At 59.8% G+C, this 20061-nt stretch carries 20 protein-coding genes and 1 pseudogene; 12 read left to right on the top strand and 9 right to left on the bottom strand.

Annotated features, from left to right (window positions below; genetic code table 11):
* Positions 1–73, top strand: a pseudogene (locus ACSBQV_RS19070) (transketolase-like TK C-terminal-containing protein); the annotation flags it as partial.
* Between the two features lie 50 nt (positions 74–123).
* Here the strand turns inward: ACSBQV_RS19070 and nudK are convergent.
* Positions 124–699 carry a GDP-mannose pyrophosphatase NudK gene (gene nudK / locus ACSBQV_RS19065; RefSeq protein ID WP_033643990.1) on the bottom strand — a complete coding sequence of 192 codons (576 nt, stop codon included), beginning with the start codon at positions 697–699 and terminating at the stop codon, positions 124–126.
* A 387-nt stretch (positions 700–1086) separates the two neighbouring features.
* On the opposite strand from nudK, the gene narQ reads away from it, so the two are divergent.
* Positions 1087–2763, top strand: coding sequence for a nitrate/nitrite two-component system sensor histidine kinase NarQ (gene narQ, locus ACSBQV_RS19060; RefSeq protein ID WP_099784823.1), 1677 nt, complete (start codon positions 1087–1089; stop codon positions 2761–2763).
* 161 nt (positions 2764–2924) lie between these two features.
* Positions 2925–3557 (top strand): response regulator, encoded by a 633-nt coding sequence (locus tag ACSBQV_RS19055; protein WP_033643992.1) that lies wholly within the window; start codon positions 2925–2927, stop codon positions 3555–3557.
* 31 nt (positions 3558–3588) lie between these two features.
* Here the strand turns inward: ACSBQV_RS19055 and ACSBQV_RS19050 are convergent, their stop codons facing one another.
* Complete coding sequence (locus ACSBQV_RS19050) at positions 3589–3867, bottom strand: winged helix-turn-helix domain-containing protein (protein WP_004941750.1); 279 nt, start codon at positions 3865–3867, stop codon at positions 3589–3591.
* A gap of 291 nt (positions 3868–4158) precedes the next feature.
* Between ACSBQV_RS19050 and acrD the strand changes: the two genes are divergently transcribed.
* Positions 4159–7293 (top strand): multidrug efflux RND transporter permease AcrD, encoded by a 3135-nt coding sequence (acrD, locus tag ACSBQV_RS19045; RefSeq protein WP_033643993.1) that lies wholly within the window; start codon positions 4159–4161, stop codon positions 7291–7293.
* Positions 7294–7417: 124 nt separating this feature from the next.
* On the opposite strand, the gene ypfM is transcribed toward acrD, so the two are convergent.
* On the bottom strand, positions 7418–7477 hold the full coding sequence (ypfM, locus tag ACSBQV_RS19040; protein WP_100396732.1) for a protein YpfM: 60 nt from the start codon (positions 7475–7477) through the stop codon (positions 7418–7420).
* A gap of 216 nt (positions 7478–7693) precedes the next feature.
* On the opposite strand from ypfM, the gene ACSBQV_RS19035 reads away from it, so the two are divergent.
* The 7 genes from ACSBQV_RS19035 to ACSBQV_RS19005 all read left to right on the top strand — a co-directional run bounded on the left by ACSBQV_RS19035 (position 7694) and on the right by ACSBQV_RS19005 (position 12521).
* Positions 7694–8173, top strand: a complete 480-nt coding sequence (locus tag ACSBQV_RS19035; protein WP_033643994.1) for a tetratricopeptide repeat protein — start codon at positions 7694–7696, stop codon at positions 8171–8173.
* 9 nt (positions 8174–8182) lie between these two features.
* A complete protein-coding gene (locus ACSBQV_RS19030) occupies positions 8183–8614 on the top strand; it encodes a GNAT family N-acetyltransferase (RefSeq protein WP_042785169.1) in 432 nt (143 codons plus the stop codon).
* A gap of 729 nt (positions 8615–9343) precedes the next feature.
* Positions 9344–9895, top strand: a complete 552-nt coding sequence (locus ACSBQV_RS19025) for a LuxR C-terminal-related transcriptional regulator (protein ID WP_033643996.1) — start codon at positions 9344–9346, stop codon at positions 9893–9895.
* A 256-nt stretch (positions 9896–10151) separates the two neighbouring features.
* Positions 10152–10538 carry an ArsC family reductase gene (locus tag ACSBQV_RS19020; RefSeq protein WP_033651524.1) on the top strand — a complete coding sequence of 129 codons (387 nt, stop codon included), beginning with the start codon at positions 10152–10154 and terminating at the stop codon, positions 10536–10538.
* Complete coding sequence (gene dapE, locus ACSBQV_RS19015) at positions 10535–11662, top strand: succinyl-diaminopimelate desuccinylase (RefSeq protein ID WP_033651525.1); 1128 nt, start codon at positions 10535–10537, stop codon at positions 11660–11662. Before ACSBQV_RS19020 ends, dapE begins: the two co-directional genes overlap by 4 nt.
* Entirely contained in the window at positions 11659–12333 is a 675-nt protein-coding gene (locus tag ACSBQV_RS19010; RefSeq protein ID WP_033643999.1) for a M15 family metallopeptidase, read from the top strand. The genes dapE and ACSBQV_RS19010 overlap by 4 nt, the downstream gene beginning before the upstream one ends.
* A gap of 2 nt (positions 12334–12335) precedes the next feature.
* Positions 12336–12521: a YpfN family protein gene (locus tag ACSBQV_RS19005; RefSeq protein WP_004941720.1), complete on the top strand. Its 186-nt coding sequence runs from the start codon at positions 12336–12338 to the stop codon at positions 12519–12521.
* Positions 12522–12551: 30 nt separating this feature from the next.
* Here the strand turns inward: ACSBQV_RS19005 and ypfH are convergent, their stop codons facing one another.
* From ypfH to dapA, 6 genes are all read right to left on the bottom strand, one after another.
* Positions 12552–13241, bottom strand: a complete 690-nt coding sequence (gene ypfH, locus ACSBQV_RS19000) for an esterase (protein WP_099785460.1) — start codon at positions 13239–13241, stop codon at positions 12552–12554.
* A gap of 120 nt (positions 13242–13361) precedes the next feature.
* A complete protein-coding gene (locus tag ACSBQV_RS18995; RefSeq protein ID WP_099785458.1) occupies positions 13362–15374 on the bottom strand; it encodes a tRNA(Met) cytidine acetyltransferase TmcA in 2013 nt (670 codons plus the stop codon).
* 56 nt (positions 15375–15430) lie between these two features.
* Positions 15431–16300, bottom strand: coding sequence for a KPN_02809 family neutral zinc metallopeptidase (ypfJ, locus tag ACSBQV_RS18990; protein WP_033644002.1), 870 nt, complete (start codon positions 16298–16300; stop codon positions 15431–15433).
* Positions 16301–16509: 209 nt separating this feature from the next.
* A complete protein-coding gene (gene purC, locus ACSBQV_RS18985; protein ID WP_033644003.1) occupies positions 16510–17223 on the bottom strand; it encodes a phosphoribosylaminoimidazolesuccinocarboxamide synthase in 714 nt (237 codons plus the stop codon).
* A gap of 170 nt (positions 17224–17393) precedes the next feature.
* Positions 17394–18446: an outer membrane protein assembly factor BamC gene (bamC, locus tag ACSBQV_RS18980; protein WP_033644004.1), complete on the bottom strand. Its 1053-nt coding sequence runs from the start codon at positions 18444–18446 to the stop codon at positions 17394–17396.
* 16 nt (positions 18447–18462) lie between these two features.
* Positions 18463–19344 carry a 4-hydroxy-tetrahydrodipicolinate synthase gene (gene dapA, locus ACSBQV_RS18975; protein WP_033644005.1) on the bottom strand — a complete coding sequence of 294 codons (882 nt, stop codon included), beginning with the start codon at positions 19342–19344 and terminating at the stop codon, positions 18463–18465.
* 110 nt (positions 19345–19454) lie between these two features.
* Here dapA and ACSBQV_RS18970 point away from each other — a divergent pair, with 110 nt between their 5' ends.
* Positions 19455–20060: a glycine cleavage system transcriptional repressor gene (locus tag ACSBQV_RS18970; protein ID WP_369795937.1), complete on the top strand. Its 606-nt coding sequence runs from the start codon at positions 19455–19457 to the stop codon at positions 20058–20060.
* Position 20061: the final 1 nt, after the last annotated feature.

The following is a 20061-nucleotide window of genomic DNA, read 5'->3' as shown; positions in this document are numbered from 1 at the left end:
GGAGCAGCTGTTCGCCGAGTTCGGCTTCACCGTGGACAACGTGGTGGCCAAGGCGCAGGCGCTGCTGAAGTAAGCCGCCGGGCGCAAGCCGATAAAAAAGCCGGTCATCATGACCGGCTTTTTTTATTCCATCACCCGATGAATCTGCAAATACTGCAGCAACATGATGGTTTTGCCGTCTTTAATCCGGCCATCGGCGATCATCGCCACCGCGTCGCGAAACGGCAGTTCGATCACCTCAATATCTTCATCTTCAATGCCGCCGCCGGCCGCGCGCCGCTCATCGTCATGGTATTCGGCGATAAAGAAGTGCACGATTTCGGTCACGCCACCCGGCGACATGTACGCTTCGAAGATTTTCTTCACCTCGCTGACCTGAAAACCGGTCTCCTCCACCGCTTCGCGGCGCGCGCACTGCTCCGGAGAGTCGGCGTCCAGCAAGCCGGCGCAGGCCTCGAGCAGCATGCCGCTCTCGTTGCCGTTGACATAGGTCGGCATGCGGAACTGGTTGGTCAGCACCACCGTGCCCTTGGCGCGGTTATACAGCAAAATGGTGGCGCCGTTGCCGCGATCGTAGACCTCGCGCACCTGTTGCACCGAACCGCCGTTTTTGCGTTTTAGATCGAACGTGTACTTGTGCAGCACATACCAGTTGTCCGACAGCAGCTCTTTCTTCACATTCTCAATTTTCGACGACATAACCCTTTTCCCTTGCGTGACAACGTGAAGATCATACCGCGATTAGGCCGCGCCGCGGCAGACGATTTGCAACAAAAATCACACCGCGCCCCGCCGGACAAGCTGGGACTTAACATTGCTTAAAATAATGAAAAATAAGTCGCGCTCAGGCGCATGAGATTGCATAAAACCCAGTGCGATTCGCCCCCCAAAGACAAATCGTCAGAGGAAACCGGCCCGCCGCTGAAAATCGACGGGCGTTTCGCTATTCATTTGATTACACAACCACAATTGTTCCCGTTTTGTTGACAACTTGATACAAATCGCGGTGCATTTTAGTTGCAAAAGTTATAGTTTTGCTTTCGAATGAAACTGGCGACGCGCCCTACCTGATAGAAGGATCCTTGATTGCTTGTTAAACGTTCCGTGACCGGCAGCCTGGCCAAAGCGCTGTTCGGCATCGTGATACTGTCGGTGCTCGCCACCGGGTTGGCGTTGACCACCGTCGCCGGCAGCCAGAGCGATGCCGAAGCGATCAATATCGCCGGTTCGCTGCGCATGCAAAGCTACCGGTTGGCCTTCGATCTCGACCAACAGAGCCCAGAACTGGAGCTGCACCTGCAGCAATACCGGCAGTCATTGCAGGCGCCGGCGCTGCAAAAACTGGCGCGCTTCTACGTACCGGCCGAGGTGCGCAACCATTACCTGGCGCTGCAACAGGCGTGGCAAACGATGGAGCGGCAGATCCGCAACGGGCAGGCGATCGCCTATCGGGCGGAGGTCGCCGGCCATGTCAATCGCGTTGACCATTTCGTGTCCGCCCTGCAGCGCTATTCCGAACTGAAACTGACCCTGGTGGCCGCCGTCAGCGTGCTGGGTTACGCCGCCATCATCGGTCTGGTGCTGTTTTGCATTCGTTTTATGCGCCGCCAGGTGGTCACCCCGCTGCAACATCTGGTCGACGCCAGCCAGCGCGTGCAACAAGGGGATTTTCACCACCCACAGTTGGACGTGACGTTGCCGAACGAGCTCGGCGTGCTGTCGCAAACCTTCAGCGCCATGTCGGACGAACTGGCCCGGCTCTATCAGTCGCTGGAGCTGAAGGTACAGGAAAAAACCCAACGTCTGCAGCAGGCCAATGAAACGCTTGAGGTGCTGTATCGCTGCTCGCAGGCGCTGAGCGTGCGCCAGCTCGATCAGCAGGCGTTCGAAAATGTGCTGCGCATCGTGCGCCAAAGCGAACGGCTGCGCTGCATCCAGCTGAACGTAGCGGACGGCCAGGGCCAGTGGCGGCTGAGCGAAGGGGAAGCGGCGCCGACGCAGGCCTGGAACGCGCTGCCGATCACCCAGGGCGACAAGCCGCTGGGCGAGTTGCGCTGGCAGCCCGAGGCGCACCCGCCGCATCCTCACCTGATGCAGAGCCTGGCCAATATGTTGGGCCGCGGCGTTTACTTCAACCGGGCGCAAAAGCAGCACCAATATCTGCTGTTGATGGAAGAACGTGCGACCATCGCCCGCGAGCTGCACGATTCGCTGGCGCAGACGCTGTCGTTCCTGCGCATCCAGCTGACGCTGCTGCGGCGCAGCGCCGCCGATCCGGCGGCGCAGACCATTATCGACGATTTCGATCGCACGCTGGCCGATGCCTATCGCCAGTTGAGAGAGCTGCTGGCCACCTTCCGTCTCAACATTCAGGAGGCGGATCTGAACGCCGCGCTGGAGCAGCTGTTGCAGCCATTAAAAGCGCTAACCCCCGCGCGGATTCAGTTACACTGTCGGCTGTCTTCGCAAGCGCTCAACGCCCAGCAGCAGGTGCACGCGCTGCAGATCGTGCGCGAGGCGGTGCTCAATGCCGTCAAGCACGCCGGGGCAGACGAGATTACGGTGTGTTGCGAGGTCAACGCCGCAGGCGACAACGTTTTCAACATTACCGACGACGGTTGCGGCATCGCCAGTCTGGAGGAACCGGAAGGGCATTATGGTTTAACCATCATGAGCGAACGCGCGGCGCGATTGGGAGGAACGCTGTACATTCAGCGCAGAAGCGGCGGCGGCACGGCGGTTTGCCTGACATTCTCGCCCTGACCTTGCGGCTGTTCATTCTGCGTTACGGTTGCCGCCGGACGGAAGGCCGTCCGGGGAGGTTTACGGCGCTGATTGCCGCTATTTTTGAAGAGACAGTCCCACTGTGAAGCACGCCGCAGGGCGCGTTTGAGTGGCTTTACTTGCTACAGGGAGCATATTTCATGGTGATGAAGCAATACCGAGTCATGATCGTTGACGATCATCCGTTGATGCGGCGCGGCATCAAACAACTGCTGGGACTGGATGCGCGATTTAGCGTGGTGGCGGAGGCCGGCAACGGCAGCGAGGCGGTTGCGCTGGCGCTGCAGCACGCCCCGGACGTGATCTTGTTGGATCTGAACATGAAGGGCATGTCCGGGCTGGACACGCTGCGGGCCCTGCGCGATGAAGGCGTGGACGCGCGCATCATCGTGCTGACGGTCTCCGACGCGCGCAGCGATCTGTATGCGCTGATCGACGCCGGCGCCGACGGCTACCTGCTGAAAGACAGCGAGCCGGAACTGCTGCTGGAGCACATCGGCGCCGCCGCCGAGGGGCAGAACGTGATCAGCGACGCCATGGCCGACTATTTGCTGGCGCGCAGCGAGCAGCGCGATCCCTTTGCCGCCTTGACTGAACGTGAGCTGGATGTCTTGCAAGAGGTGGCGCGCGGCCTGTCCAACAAACAGGTAGCGGCGCAGCTGCATATCTCTGAAGAAACCGTGAAGGTGCACATCCGCAACATACTGCGCAAATTGGACGTGCGTTCTCGCGTGGCGGCGACGGTGATGTACCTGGAGCATAAAAGCCAATGAACGTCAGCCCCGGCCGCTGCGCCGGGGCAGCTTACTCGATGGCGCTGAGCAGCGCCTGATGGTGCTGGTGCACCCAGCTCTTGTTGAACGGCCCCCAGCTTTCCAGCTGATAGAAACCGTCGTTGTTGCGTACGCCCTGCTGCACGAACTGCAGCTCGACGCCCATGCCGGGCAGCGCCTTCAGCACATCCTGCAACGTGCGGCGCGGCCAACCGGTCAGCGCCATCAACCGCGGCACATTGGGCCGCTCACTGTGGCTGATCAGCCAGCACAAATAAAGCCGACGGGCAAATACCGGGTTAATTCCCATGCCAAGCTCCTGCTGTAAGGTGAGTCCTGTTTATTTCCGGTTCCGTGCGCGCAAAAAGGTGCGCAAGGCCTTCGACAGTCATAAAAATGTCTTAATCGCGTCTCGTTGTCGGCAAACAAGCGCCAACGCCGTTTTACGCTACCGTTATTTACACTATCTCCTTTTTTTCTCCACGCTTTCCTCGGCTTTCCCGAGTACAGTGCAATAGCGCCGGGATCCCTCCCTGCCGCTGAAATGCATAATTCTGATGCGTTTTAAAGATAGAACAAGTCATAACGAGGTTCGCGCTGCATGGCCAATTTTTTTATTGATCGCCCGATTTTCGCCTGGGTGCTGGCAATAATTCTTTGCCTGACCGGAGCGTTGGCGATTTTTTCTTTACCGGTAGAACAATACCCGAATTTGGCGCCGCCGAACGTGCGCATCAGCGCAACTTATCCAGGCGCTTCGGCGCAAACGCTGGAAAACACCGTCACGCAGATCATTGAACAGAATATGACCGGCCTCGACAACATGATGTATATGTCGTCGCAGAGCACCAATACCGGCCAGGCGACCGTCACGCTGACGTTCGAAGCCGGCACCGACCCCAACGAAGCGATGCAGCAGGTGCAAAACCAGCTGCAGGCGGCGATCAAACGTCTGCCGCAGGCGGTGCAGAATCAGGGGGTCACGGTCTCGAAATCCGGCGATACCACGCTGATGATGGTGGCGTTCGTCTCCACCGACAACAGCATGGACAAGCAGGACATCGCCGATTACATCGTCTCCAACCTGCAGGATCCGCTCAGCCGCATCAACGGCGTCGGCAGCATGGACGTCTACGGCTCGCAGTACGCCATGCGCATCTGGCTCGATCCCAACAAGCTCAACAGCTATCAGCTCACGACCCAGGACGTGGTCAAAGCCATTCAGTCACAGAACGCCCAGGTGGCGGTCGGCCAGTTGGGCGGCACGCCGTCGGTCGATAAACAGGCGCTGAACGCCACCATCAACGCCCAGTCACAGCTCCAGACGCCGGAGCAGTTCCGCCAGATCACCCTGCGGGTCAATCAGGACGGTTCGCTGGTGACGCTGGGCAACGTCGCCACCGTTGAGTTGGGCGGCGAGAACTACAACTACCTCAGCCGCTACAACGGCATGCAGGCCGCCGGCATGAACATCAAGCTGGCTTCCGGCGCCAACGAACTGCAGACCGACCAGTTGGTGAAGGACAAAATCGCCGAGCTGTCGCAATACTTCCCGCACGGACTGGAAGCCAAAGTGGCCTATGAAACCACCCCGTTCGTCAAAGCCTCGATCAAGGACGTGGTGAAAACGCTGCTGGAGGCCATCCTGCTGGTGTTCCTGGTCATGTACCTGTTCCTGCAGAACTTCCGCGCTACCCTGATCCCCACCATCGCCGTGCCGGTGGTGCTGATGGGCACTTTCGCCATCCTCTCCGCCTGCGGCTTCAGCATCAACACCCTCACCATGTTCGCCATGGTGCTGGCGATCGGCCTGCTGGTGGACGACGCTATCGTGGTAGTGGAGAACGTCGAGCGCGTGATGAGCGAGGAAGGCTTGCCGCCGCGAGAGGCCACGCGCAAATCCATGGGGCAGATCCAGAGCGCGCTGGTCGGCATCGCTCTTGTGCTGTCGGCGGTGTTCGTGCCGATGGCGTTCTTCGGCGGCACCACCGGGGCCATCTATCGCCAGTTCTCCATCACCATCGTCTCCGCCATGGTGCTGTCGGTGCTGGTGGCGATGATCCTGACCCCGGCCCTGTGCGCGACGCTGCTTAAACCGATCGCCAAGGGGCATCATCACGGCAAGCGCGGCTTCTTCGGCTGGTTCAACCGCATGTTCAACCGCAATGCCGATCGCTATGAGCGCGGCGTGGGGCGCATCCTGCACGCCAGCGGCCGCTATATGGTGATTTATCTGCTGCTGCTCGGCGGCATGGCGCTGCTGTTCATCAAGCTGCCGACCTCGTTCCTGCCGCAGGAAGACCGCGGCATCTTCACCGTACAGGTGCAGCTGCCGGCGGGATCGACCCTGCAGCAAACGTCCAAAGTGGTGGAGAAGGTCGAGCAGTACTTCCTCACCGAAGAGAAACAGGACGTGTTGTCGGTGTTCGCCATCATCGGCTCCGGGCCGGGGGGCAACGGCCAAAACGTGGCGCGCCTGTTTGTCCGGCTGAAAGACTGGGACCTGCGCGCCTCGGGCGCCAACAGCTCATTCGACATCATCGATCGCGCGACTCAGGCATTCAGCAAGATTAACGAAGCCCGGGTGATCGCCAGCAGTCCGCCGGCGATCACCGGCCTCGGCAACTCCTCCGGCTTCGATATGGAGTTGGAAGACCACGCTGGCCTCGGCCACGCCAAGCTGATGGCGGCGCGCGATCAATTGCTGCAGCTCGCCGGGCAAAATCCGCTGCTGTCGCGCGTGCGCCACAACGGCCTGGACGACAGCCCGCAGTTGCAAATCGATATCGATCAACGCAAGGCTCAGGCGCTGGGCGTGTCGATCGACGACATCAACAGCACGCTCTCTACCGCCTGGGGCTCGACCTACGTCAATGACTTCGTCGATCGCGGCCGGGTGAAAAAAGTCTACGTGCAGGCTGCGGCGCCGTTCCGTATGCTGCCGGATGACATCAACAAATGGTATGTGCGCAACAGCACGGGCGGCATGGTGCCGTTCTCGGCCTTCGCCAGCTCGCACTGGGAGTATGGTTCGCCACGGCTGGAACGCTATAACGGCAGCTCGGCGCTGGAGATCGTCGGCGAAGCGGCCAACGGCGTCAGCACCGGCACCGCCATGGCGGAAATGGAGAAACTGGTCAGCCAGCTGCCGACCGGCTTCGGTCTGGAATGGACGGCGATGTCCTATCAGGAACGGCTGTCCGGCTCGCAGGCGCCGGCGCTGTACGCCATCTCGCTGCTGGTGGTGTTCCTGTGTCTGGCGGCGTTGTACGAGAGCTGGTCAATTCCGTTCTCGGTGATGCTGGTGGTGCCGCTGGGGGTGATCGGCGCGGTCGCCGCCACCTGGCTGCGCGGCCTGGAGAACGACGTTTATTTCCAGGTCGGCCTGCTGACCATCATTGGGCTGTCGGCGAAAAACGCCATTCTGATCGTCGAGTTCGCCAATGAGCTGAACCAGAAGGGGCAGGATCTGATGTCGGCGACGCTCGACGCGTCGCGCATGCGCCTGCGGCCGATCCTGATGACCTCGCTGGCGTTCATCTTCGGCGTGCTGCCGATGGCCACCAGCAGCGGCGCCGGTTCCGGCAGCCAGCATGCGGTCGGCACCGGGGTGATGGGCGGCATGATCTCCGCCACCCTGCTGGCGATCTTCTTCGTGCCGCTGTTCTTCGTGCTGGTTCGCCGCCGCTTCCCCGGTAAAGCGCATCCTGCCGCCACACCGCCCGCCGAAGAGTGATCGGCGGCGCATAAAAAAAGCAGCGTCGGATGACCGATGCTGCTTTTTCGAACGAATATTTCGTTCCCACGGTGTTTCAGTGATTTTCCAATGACTCAACCTTGCCATCGGCTTCATCGCTGTGTCAGTTGCCCAACATCTCATCAATGAAGTCTTTCCAGTTTCCTAATTCACGATCAACCATAATACTTTACAACCTCAATTATTTGACGAAGCGGATTCTACGCCTGTTTTTTGACCATGTGAAGGGAAACGGGAACGATGCCGGGCCCGGAAACCGGGGTTAGCGCACATTTTCGTATTTATCTGATCAATGTTCAGTGCGGCTATTCCCTTGTGATATCAATTTCTCCACGATAGCGTGTAAAAGGTATAACAATACGCCAATGGAGCGCCGATCATGTCCACCTCTTTGTCTGTCTCACAGTTGAAAGCGCAAGGTCATTATCAGGAAGCCACTGCGCTGGCGTTGCGGCAACTGGCGGCAGAGCCGGAAGCGGCGATGCTGCATTTTCAGCTGGCCTGCCTGTACGACGTTCAGGGTTTGGAGCGACAGGCGATTCCCTGCTACCTCGCGGCGTTGGATCGCGATTTGCCGCCCGCCCAGCGCCGTGAAGCCTGGCTGGGCCTCGGCAGCACTTACCGCGCCCTCGGGAAATACCCGGCTTCGCTGCGCGCTTTCGACGATGGCCTGGCTGAGTTCCCGCAGGCCAACGAGCTGATGCTGTTTCGCGCCATGACGCTGTACAACCTGGGTGAAGGTAAACGGGCCGTGGCAGATCTGTTGTTGTTGCTGGCGGAAACCTCGTCAGACCCCGACATCCGCGGCTATCAGCGCGCCATTCGGCACTATGCCGCCGATCTCAATCATATTGATTAGAGGAAAACGATGGAAATCATCACCGATATGAACCGCCGCGCCATCGACTGGCGGCGGCTGTGTGAATTGCTGCAGGCCGCCGGGCTGGGCGAACGCGATCCGCATACGCTGCAACGCGTTTACCAACACAGCCAGTTTTGCTATTGGGGGTTTATCGGCGATGAGCTGATCGCCACCGCGCATGCCATCAGCGATTTGACTTCGGTCGCTTACCTGGCCGACGTGGCGATCGATCCGCGCTTTCAGGGCCAGGGATTGGGGCGCCGGTTGATGGACCGGGTAATGCAAGATCTGGCGCCGCTCGGCAAGGTTTTCATCTATTCGGTGCCGGAAAAACTGGCTTTCTATGAAAAGTACGGTTTTCACGATTTGACCACCGGCATGGTGTTCGCAGAGGGGGATGCTCTGCGGCGTTTGCAACTGGGGGGCTACGTGCGTTAATCGCGCATTACAACGTTCGGCTGATAAAAATAGGGCGGCAGATGCCCCGCAGAATTGCTGCCGCTGTCAGGATCTTTCACCACGGCCGACGATTGCCGTAGCCGATATATTCATCGTTAACGCGATCCAATCCGTCCACAAGACAAGACGCTATTTCCGACGTGATCTTATCGGAAATTTCGATCCGGCATTCTTTCATGCCGTTCCCCCGTATAAATCCTCCCCACTTGCACAACGCACGCAGCTTAAAACATCGCATTTTTTTGATTAAGATTTATCTTTGCCATTAATTTGGCGCGCGCCATGAGATTGTCCCAGCACACTCTTTGAACTGCGTTAAAAATAAGCGACACCCCTCGCTAAGAAGCAAGAAATATCTTAATTATTAATTCATTAACATTCCCTCCCTCACAAAAACGATCGATATTAACGATCGAATATTTTATTTTGATAGCCACTTTCTATGTTAATTCCTTTTAATAACCGGAGTATTAATAGAGGGTTTCTATTCTATCCCTCTTTCTTCACTGGGCAGCTCGATTAAAAACCAAATTTACTCTTTATAAATCATGCTAGTATATGAGGCTTTCCTGATTGTCCACCGCAGGATAGCGTTCTTTCCCTGCGGCGCCCAATAAGTTCAACATGAAATTATTTAGATTGTTTCTTTTTTTATGTTTTAAGATATCAATCCTCACCGGGAAATAGAAATTAAGGGATTATAATAAAATGAAAATTGATATTTTCAGCGAGTGTGCCTATACCGCTATCGGCATCCGGCAGCTCATCAATCAAACCTGGGCGGAGAAACGCGCGCCGGCCGGCTTTAGCCGCAAAAGGGTCTGCTTTATCGATGTCACCATCGCCAATTTTGAAGCGCGCTACCGCGATGAATATGCCAACCCCAATACCTACAAAATAGTCATTATCACCGACTGCCTGCATGACATGGTGATTGTCGACAGCAAGACCATTATATTATCAAACCTTATATCATTGAGCCGCTTCAGCCACCTGATCGGCGACTTATATAAGCGCTACAGCCACTATACCGAGCCGCCGCAACTCTCTCAGCGCGAATCGCATTTTCTCTCGGAATGGTCGACGGGAAAATCGCTGGCCGACATCAGCAATGCCATGAATATCAGAAATAAAACCGCCAATCATTACAAGTCGCGAATAATGAAAAAACTCGGCGCCAGCCGGATAAAACCGCTCTTGCATATTACCCGCGTACGGTGTTTGACCGATCGTTTAAACATAAGGATCAATAAAGAGTAGCTCTCTCTCCGCCAGCTCTGCATTGGCGGCAGAACGCTTTCGCCGGCGCCTTTTCACCAGCACGGTCGGCGAAGGCAGCCGTTCAACCACGTTGCCGACCTCTTATCCCTGGCGCGCAATCGCACCTCGCACGCATCGTTGTCTGGATCTCGCCGCCGCTTTACTGGCATTATCTCTGCTATCGCCGGGCGGCTAGCGGGCCAAAGATCGCCCACGCCGCTCAGTATCGACTCGACGAGACAGGTAGCTTTACGCCATGGCAAACAAACCGCAACAGACAACGCTGACGATGTACGGCATCAAAAACTGCGACACCATCAAAAAAGCCCGCCGCTGGCTGGAAGATCAGGGCGTGGCCTATCATTTTCACGACTATCGCGCCGACGGCCTGGACGAACAACGGCTGCGCGGTTTCGTCGCGCAACTGGGGTGGGAGCCGCTGCTCAATACCCGCGGCACCACCTGGCGCAAGCTGGATGAAGCGCAGCGCAACGCCTGCGATAACGCCGACGCCGCCATCGCGCTGATGCTGGCGCAGCCGGCGATCATCAAACGCCCGTTGCTGGACGCCGGCAACGGGCGCGCCCTGCTCGGTTTCAACGCCGACGCTTACCAGCAATTTATCGCCGAGGTCGCCGTATGACTTGCCCGGTTATCGAACTGGCTCAGCAGCTGATCAAACGCCCTTCCCTCAGCCCAAATGATGAAGGCTGCCAGCAGCTGATGATCGATCGCCTGCAGGCGATCGGTTTCACCGTCGAAGCAATGGACTTCGAAGACACCCAAAACTTCTGGGCCTGGCGCGGCGAAGGGCAAACCCTGGCGTTTGCCGGGCACACCGACGTGGTGCCGACCGGCGATGAAAAGCGCTGGGACAACCCGCCGTTTGAACCGGCGATCCGCGACGGCATGCTGTACGGCCGCGGCGCGGCGGACATGAAAGGGTCATTGGCCGCGATGGTGGTGGCGGCGGAACGCTTTGTCGCCGCCAACCCGAATCACCGGGGCCGCCTTGCTTTTCTGATCACTTCGGATGAAGAGGCCAGCGCCACTCACGGCACGGTTAAAGTGGTTGAAGCGCTGATGGCGCGCAACGAACGGCTGGATTACTGCCTGGTCGGCGAGCCATCCAGCACCGAGCGCGTCGGCGACGTGGTGAAAAATGGCCGTCGCGGCTCGATCACCGCCAACCTGCATATCCACGGCGTACAAGGGCACGTCGCCTATCCGCATCTGGCGGACAATCCGGTGCACCGCGCCATGCCGGCGCTGAATGAACTGGTGGCGATCGAATGGGATCGCGGCAACGAGTTCTTCCCGCCGACCAGCATGCAGATCGCCAACGTGCAGGCCGGCACCGGCAGCAATAACGTGATCCCAGGCGATTTCTACGTGCAGTTCAACTTCCGTTTCAGCACCGAACTGACCGACGCGATGATCAAGCAGCGCGTGGAAGAGCTGCTGGAACGCCATCAGTTGAATTACAGCATCGAGTGGCGTCTGTCCGGCCAGCCGTTCCTCACCTCGCGCGGCGCGCTGGTGGATGCGGTGGTCAACGCCGTCGAGCACTATTCTGAATTGACGCCGCAGCTGTTGACCACCGGCGGCACCTCCGACGGCCGCTTCATCGCGCAGATGGGCGCGCAGGTGGTGGAGCTGGGGCCGGTCAATGCCACCATCCACAAGGTCAACGAATGCGTCAACGCCGCGGATCTGCAGCTGCTGAGCCGCATGTATCAACGCATCATGGAGCAATTGATCGCATGATCAACGCAGAAATGCTCACCGGCCGCTCGACCGAGCACCTGGCGCCGCTGAGCGGCAACCATCGGCTGCAGCCGGAAGCCGTCAACGCGTTTCTGGCGATGCAGCAGGCGGCGCGTGCGGCGGGATTCGATCTCCAGCCCGCCAGCACCTTCCGCGATTTTGACCGGCAGTTGGCCATCTGGAATGGCAAATTCTGCGGCCAGCGGCCAGTATTAGATAAGGACAGTCAACCGATCGACGTCGCGCCGCTGTCCGCCGCCGAGCGCTGTGAGGCGATCCTGCGCTGGTCGGCTCTGCCGGGCGCCAGCCGCCACCACTGGGGCAGCGATCTGGACGTGTACGATCCGTCGCTGTTGCCGGAAGGGCAAAAGCTGCAGCTGGAACCGTGGGAATATGAGGAAGGCGGCTACTTTGCGCCCCTTAACCAGTGGCTGACGGCGCATATGGCCGAATTCGGTTTCTACCGCCCCTTCACCGAAGACTGCGGCGGCGTAGCGGTGGAGCCGTGGCATCTGAGCTACCGGCCGCTGGCGCAAGAGGCCGAACACTTGCTGACGCCGGCGCTGTTGCTGGCGGCCTGGCAAGACAAGGAGGTCGCCGGTGCCGAATGGCTCGAACGCCATCTGCCATCGATTTTTTCGCGTTTTATACGCAGTAAAGGAAAGGAGTAGCTATGCAATGGTTAGCTGATTACTGGTGGATTATCCTGCTGGTTCTGGTGGGGATGGTCGTCAGCGGCATCAAGGAACTGCGCCGCGTTGACGTCAAAAGCTATCTGGCCAACAAGCCGGAGATTCCGCCGCACCGCGACAACAACGCCCAGTGGGATGACGAAGACGACTGGCCGAAGAAGAAGTGATATCAGGGCGCTCATCGGCGCCCTGAATTTTTAGCGGAAGGCGATCAGCTCGCCGCGCTTGCCGGACAAGGCTTCGTCCCAGTAGCGCTGCGGCACATAGTAATGCAACCTTTCCAGCGCGGCGTTCATCATGCCCTGGTTGATCGCATGCCCAACGTCCTGTTCCACGTCCAGCGTGAAATCGGCGCCGTTGGTCCGCAACGCCTCCGCCGCCGCGTGAGCGTGCTGCACCGCGATCACCGCGTCCTCTTCGCCGTGGATCAAATGCACCACGCTGTCGCCGAACGCCTGCTCAGGCAACTGGGCGAAACGCCCGCTGAACGCGACCACTCGCCCGGCGAGGCGGGTTTCCGCCTTCAACGCCTCCAGCGCCATGATCGCTCCCTGCGAGAACCCCACCAGGGCAGTGCCGGCATAGCCAACGCCGCTCAGCTGCTGCCAATGGCGCACCACGGCCACAAACTGCGGCATCACGTCTGCGATGCGGGCCACGCGGTTCTCTTCGGTCACGTCCTGCACCGAAAACCACTGGCGGCCGACGCCGTTGCCAAACGCTGCGGGGCCACCGATGCTTACCACCTGCGCCTGGGGAAACTCTTTGGCGAAGTAACTGCCGATCTCCCCCATCGCCACCGGGTTGTCGCCGACACCGTGAAACAGCAAGATCAGCTGCGCCGCCGGGGTCGCCGGGCTTTGGACAACGAAATGCTCATGTTTCATCGATGACTCCTTAATAGTAACCAAACCTGACGCAGCGACTGTCGTCGCCGCACCGCTGACAGCCACTATACGCCGCTGAGAAATCGGGAAAATCGGGTTTTATTGAGCAAGTTCTTCAATTTATTGCAATGACTGCGCCCAGTCGCGCCAGTAGCGGCAGTGCTGCGCATTCAGCTGTTCCAGCGCCTGCGCCGTTTCATGCCGCCAATGGCGCAGCAAGGCTTTCTGACCGCTGACGCCCGCCCGCTCTGCGCACTCCGCGGGAGAGTGCCGCCGCTGCAGATGGCCGCGCAGTGCGGGCAGCGGCAGACTGCTGGCCAACAGTAACCGCTGCAACGCCCCCAGGCTGGCCTCCAGCGGCCGATGGGCAAAAGCGAACCCGGCCAGCTCGCGCCAGTCCTCTTCGCCGAGCGACGTATCGCCGTCGTCGCCCGGGATCGCCAGCGTAAGCTCGATACGCTGCCGCAGCCAGGGCCAGTCGCGTGCCAGATGCTTGTGTGCCGCGTGCCGCAGCGCCTCTCCTTGCTCGCTCAGGGGCAAGATCGCCATCGCGGTATAGCAGCCGCTGCTGGCCTCCGGCTTGCTGCCGATGCGCACCAGCTCGAAACCGCAGGATTGCCAAAAGCGCCACAGCGGCTCGGTATAGCCGAAGCTGACCGACAGGAAGTCCAGCCCCTGCGCCTGGCGGCGTTGCCGCTCGATCAATTGGCGCGCGATACCCCGCCGCCGCAATGCCGGCAGCGTCGCGATGCGGGTAATGCGCCGAGACCGCAGCGTCGGCGCCCACCATTGGCCACCATGCGCCGCCAGCGACTGCGCCACCAGATTGCCGCGCGGCCGACGGCGGCCGGCCCACACGTCGTGCGCCAACTCGGCGCTCAATCCGCCCTCTTCCACCAGCCACACGGCGCCGACCACCTCCAAACCGGCCTGCGCCAGCCCGTAATGCATGCCGGGCGCATCCATCAGCCGGCGTAAATCCAGCGGTGAGGTGCGGTAATGCGCGCTGCTCAGCAGGGCGTAGAAACGCGCCAGCCGCTGCGGATCGGCGCACAGCTCGCGTTGTTCAGCCTGGCTGTAATCGATCGCCTGGCCATCCGCCGGCCAGGCGGGCAGCTCGTTGAACAACAGCGCATTGTCCGTTATCCGTTCCAGCGCATCCCCCTGCGCCCAACGCATCGGCTGCTGCAGGCTCAGCGCCTGATAGGCCGGCAGCCCGGCGCAAAACTTCAGCAGAAAACCGCGGCCGGTGCCTTCATAGCCCTGCACCGTGGTGGTCAGCAACACGCGCGGGAAATAGCCGATCAACTGCTGCAACAGCGGCGCGGGGATCGCCGCCGCCTCATCCACCAGCAGCCACCCCACGGCGCTGACGTCGCCTTCCCGGCACTGTGCCAACAAGGCATCGGGCGCCCAAAACTGCGCGCGCCCCTGCGCCCATTCTCCGGCCACCGCCGTGGCGGCGCGGCTCGGCCCGGTGATCCAGCAGATCAGCGGCGACTGCGCCACCAGCATGCCCGCCAGCGTCGATTTGCCGCGGCCGCGAGCGGCGGTCAGCACCCACACGCCGGACTCGGCCTGCAGCAGCGCCGTCAAGATCGCCTGTTGTTCCTCGGTCGGCCGGCCATCCGGCGGCTGCCACCCTTCACGCGCCGGCAGCGCGGCCAGCGTTAGGGGCTCATCCTGCCGCCAGATCGTCACTTCGCTGTCGTCGGTCAGATGCTGTTGCAGATGGCGGATGAAATGCGGGGTGGTGATCGGCTGCGGGCAATCGCTCCAGCGCAGGCTGTCGCCGTCCGGCAGCTGAGCCCATTGCCGCCAGGGCGGCGTCAACAACAGCAACCAGCTGCCGGCGCGCAGGGCGCCGCACAGCGCCGCCAACGCCTCTACGTCCAGCGAATGACCGGCATCAAACACTGCGTGCAGCCGCTCCTGCCCCAGCAATTGACGCACCGCGCCGCTCGCCAACGCCGCCTGACCGGGCGGCGGATTCTCCCCGACCCAAGGCCAGTCGCCGGGCAACGTCGCCGCCAGCCGCTGCGCCTGTTCGCGGCACCACTCGGGTTCGCCGCTGAGCACCAGCAGGCGCCGGATGCCCTGCCGCCGCATGAGTTGTTGCGCTGCCTGTAGCATAAGGCTGTATCTCAATTCGAAAAAAATGCCGGAGTCAGGCTCCGGCACTTGAGGTGTTAACGGGATGCGAAGGTGTTGCAGGTATTGGGATCGCCGCTGTCGAAGCCCTGTTTAAACCAGGTGTAGCGCTGCTGCGAAGTGCCGTGGGTAAAGCTGTCCGGCACGACGCGGCCCTGGCTCTGTTGCTGCAACCGATCGTCGCCAATCGCCTGTGCGGCATTCAGCGCCGCCTGCAGGTCGCCCTCTTCCAGCATCTGCTGCTTCTCGGCGTATTTGCCCCATACGCCGGCAAAGCAGTCCGCCTGCAGCTCCATTTTCACCGACAGGCGGTTCACTTCCGCCTGGCTGGCGCCCTGCTGCATCTGGCGGACCTTCGGCTCGATGCCCAGCAGGTTCTGCACATGGTGGCCGACTTCGTGCGCCACCACATAGGCCTGAGCGAAATCACCGCCGGCGCCCAGCTTGGTCTTCATGTCCTGATAGAAAGACAGATCGATATAGACCGTTCTGTCGCCCGGGCAGTAGAACGGCCCCATCGCCGCCTGACCGGTGCCGCAGCTGGTGCGCGTCACGCCGCGATACATCACCAGCTTCGGCGGTTGGTAGGTTTTGCCCATGCGCTGGAAAATCTCTTTCCAGTTATCTTCGGTCGAGGCCAGCACCACCGAAGTGAATTTGGCCAGCTCATCGTCTTTCGGACTGATGCTGGCGCTCTGTTGTTGACCCTGAGGAGCGACATTACCGCCGTTCAACAGCGGCGACAGATCGATGCCGTAATAGCCGGCCACCAGCACCACCACCAGAATGACGATGCCACCCTTGCCGCGCACCGGCACGCGGAAACCGCCGCCGCCGCCGCCCAAACCTGAAGACTGCCCGCGACGATCCTCAACATTGTCACTTTCCCGACGCCCTTGCCAACGCATAAATACACTCCAGATATTTCCCCTGCTCGTTGAAGATGCCGCGCGTTGGTAAGCGCAAAGGCAGCTTCAAGCCTGAGTGGGGTAGGTTTTAGTCATCTCGCATCCATCATTATAAATGGTCTGCCGCGGAGGAAATGTAGAAATTTTCTGGAAAAATGCAGAACAGCGGGACGATCCGGCCGGATCGCCCCGAATGGCGGTGCCAACGCTTAGTCGAGCTTCACGCCGATGCGGCGCGCCACTTCTTCATAGGCTTCGATCAGCCCGCCCAGGCTTTGACGGAAGCGGTCTTTGTCCATCTTGTCCAGGGTGTTTTTGTCCCACAGACGGCTGCCGTCCGGCGAGAATTCATCGCCCAGCACCACTTCGCCGTTGAACAGGCCGAATTCCAGCTTGAAATCGACCAGGATCAGGCCGGCGTCGTCGAACAGCTTGGTCAATACTTCGTTGGCGCGGTAGCTCAGCTCACGCATGCGCGCCAGATGCTCTTTGCTCACCCAGCCGAAGGTTTCGCAGTAGGATTCGTTGACCATCGGATCGTGCATGGCGTCGTTTTTCAGGAACAGATCGAACAGCGGCGGGTTCAGCACCAGACCTTCTTCGATGCCCAGACGCTTCACCAGCGAACCGGCGGCGCGGTTGCGGATCACGCATTCCACCGGCACCATGTCCAGCTTCTTCACCAGCACTTCGTTGTCGGACAGCAGACGCTCCATCTGGGTCGGGATGCCGGCTTCTTCCAGTTTGCTCATGATGAAATGGTTGAACTTGTTGTTCACCATGCCTTTGCGATCGAACTGCTCAATGCGCTGACCATCCAGTGCTGACGTATCGTTGCGGAACTCCAACACCAACAGATCGGGATTCTCGGTGGTGTAAACGGTTTTTGCCTTTCCGCGATACAGCTCAGCTAGCTTTTGCATCTTACTTACTCCAGTGATGTATCCCCGTTGTCTCCCGAGCGCGGCCCGGAATTAGGGGGTATAGAATTGACCTAATGAATTCTTTAGCGTGCCGGGCACTATTGTGCCAAACCTGCGACGCAAACGATACCGTATAGACAAAACAAAAAGGGGCCGAAGCCCCTTTTTGGTTATTTAACGCTGGTTTTACTGAAGGCAGACTGGAATGCCGCCACCAGTGCGTCGTTTTTCGACTGGGTGAGCGGTTTGCCTTTCGGATCGATGAATTGCAGGCTGGTTCGGTTGTTGAGATCGCCGACCTGCAGCTTGTAATCCCCTTCCGCCAGCTCAGGATCCTTGACGCCCAACGCATCCCAATCGCTGCTGCTCAGGGACTTGTAGGTCACGGCGACGGTGCCCTGCGGACGGCTGCGGTCACCCACTTTCATCCCCAGTTTTTCGAGCGCCGGCGGCAGGCGATCCCACACCACGGTGTACGGGCCGCGCACGACCAACATCGGCAGGCCGGTATCATCGGCGCCGCTCTGCACGTCCAGCGCGCCGAAGCGGCTGGCGGTCTGGCTGCTCGCCAGGTTGTCCTGCTTGTCCAGACCTTCGATCAGGGTGTTGATCATCATGCCGTTGTAACGCTGGATCTCAGATTGATCGGTGACCTGTTCGGTCTTGCCCTGCTGCTGCAGGCCAACGCTTTTCACCACCAGCGCCTGCTGGTAGCCTTGTTGCTGCACGCTGATCTGATAACGGCCTTCGTACTGGTTGTCTTCGTCCAGACGGTTCCACTTCACCCAGTCGGTGGTCAGGGTCTGACCGGCGTCCTGGCGGGAAGCGATCGCGATGTTCTTCGCCTGCAGCAGGCTGACGACGCGCGACCACAGGTTTTGGTTCTGCGGGCTGTTTTCCAGCAGCAGCGTGCCGCTGTCGCCGGCGTATTGCGCGCGAGAACCGCTCAGCAGCGCCAACGGCTGCACCGGCGGACGAATGTCCAGTTGCTTGCCGACGTTGCCTTGCAGCGTCGTGGCGGGCACGTCATAGTTGCCGCTCTGCACCGGCAGGATCATGCCGGACGGCGCGTTCAGCGCCTTGAGCGGAGCCGCGTCGAGGTAAGCCTCGTCGCCGCTGACCTGGCGCTTGTAGCGCTGATCGCTGCTGCAGGCCGCCAGCATCATCACCAAAGAGATGCCCACTACTTTTGCTACCGTCGACTTTTGCAATGAATAAGCCATCAAATTTCCCTTAGAGTTACAGCAAACCGACGCTTTTCAGCGCGCGCTCCACCACCGGGCGGGCGGTTTCGCTCAACGGCGTCATCGGCAGACGCAGCGTATCGGTTGCCATCAATCCCAACGCCTTACAGGCCCACTTCACCGGAATTGGGTTTGCTTCTACAAATAGATCCTGATGCAACGGCATCAAGCGCTGATTTAAGCGGCGCGCTTCGGCGAATTTGCCCTGCGCCGCCAGCGCACAAAGTTCCGCCATCTCGCGCGCAGCCACGTTGGCCGTCACGGAAATCACCCCTTTGCCGCCCAGTTGCATGAAGTCCAGCCCGCTGGCGTCGTCGCCGCTCAGCAAAATGAAGTCTTCATCGTCAACCAGCACTTGGATCTGACTAACGCGACTTAAGTTCCCCGTCGCTTCTTTTACAGCAACAATATTCTTGATTTTCGCCAGCCGAGCGATGGTCGGCGGCAGCATGTCGCAGCCGGTGCGCGAAGGCACGTTATACAGGATCTGCGGCAGCTCGGTGCTCTCGGCGATCGCCTTGAAGTGCTGATACAGCCCTTCCTGCGTCGGCTTATTGTAGTACGGCGTCACCGTCAAACAACCTACCACACCAGTGTTGGCGAAGCGGGTGGTGAGCGCGATGGCTTCGGCGGTAGCGTTGGCGCCGGTGCCGGCGATCACCGGAATGCGGCCGTCGGCCAGCTCCAGCGTCTGCAGCACCACGTCAACGTGCTCGTCATGGGCAAGCGTTGCGGACTCGCCGGTGGTCCCTACGGAAACGATCGCCGCGGTGCCACTGGCTACATGATAATCGATCAATTTTTTCAGGCTCGCGCGATCGACAGCACCTTTGTCGTCCATCGGCGTAACCAGTGCAACAATACTTCCCGTAAACATTGGCCGTCCCCTCCACAAACAAGTCACTCATGGTACTTTTGCTGCCTATCCAAAAGCAAGCGCACAACCGCGTTGTAAGCGCTTGGCAGGCGGTTTTTTTTATGTTTACCATGGTAACCCCATTAAGCACGACAGGAAGCGCCATTTTGCCTCAGTCAGACGAACACTATCTCGTGATTACCGCGCTCGGCGCCGACCGCCCCGGAATCGTCAATACCATCACCCGCCACGTCAGCAGTTGCGGATGCAATATCGAAGATAGCCGTCTGGCCATGCTGGGAGAGGAGTTCACGTTCATCATGCTGCTGTCCGGCAGCTGGAACGCCATCACCCTGATCGAATCCACCCTGCCGCAAAAAGGCGCGGAGCTGGAGCTGCTGATCGTGATGAAGCGCACAAACTCGCATGAAAGGCCGCCGATGCCGGCCACCGTGTGGGTTCAGGTCGAGGTGAAGGACTCGCCGCACATCATCGAACGTTTTACCGATCTGTTCGACTCCAGCCAGATGAATATCGCCGAGCTGGTCTCACGCACGCAGCCGGCGGACGGCGACCTGCCGCCGCAGCTGTATATTCAAATCACCGCCCACAGTTCCGGCGATCGGGACGCCTCAAATATTGAGCAAGCCTTCCATCGCCTATGTACAGAATTGAACGCGCAAGGCAGTATTAGCGTGGTGAACTATCCACAGCATGATGAGAAAGATGGAGAGTAGT

Source organism: Serratia sp. B501, from assembly GCF_051172315.1.
Lineage (GTDB): Bacteria > Pseudomonadota > Gammaproteobacteria > Enterobacterales > Enterobacteriaceae > Serratia > Serratia ureilytica.
Note: the sequence above shows the minus strand (reverse complement) of the source record. Positions and strands in the feature narration are given on the sequence as shown.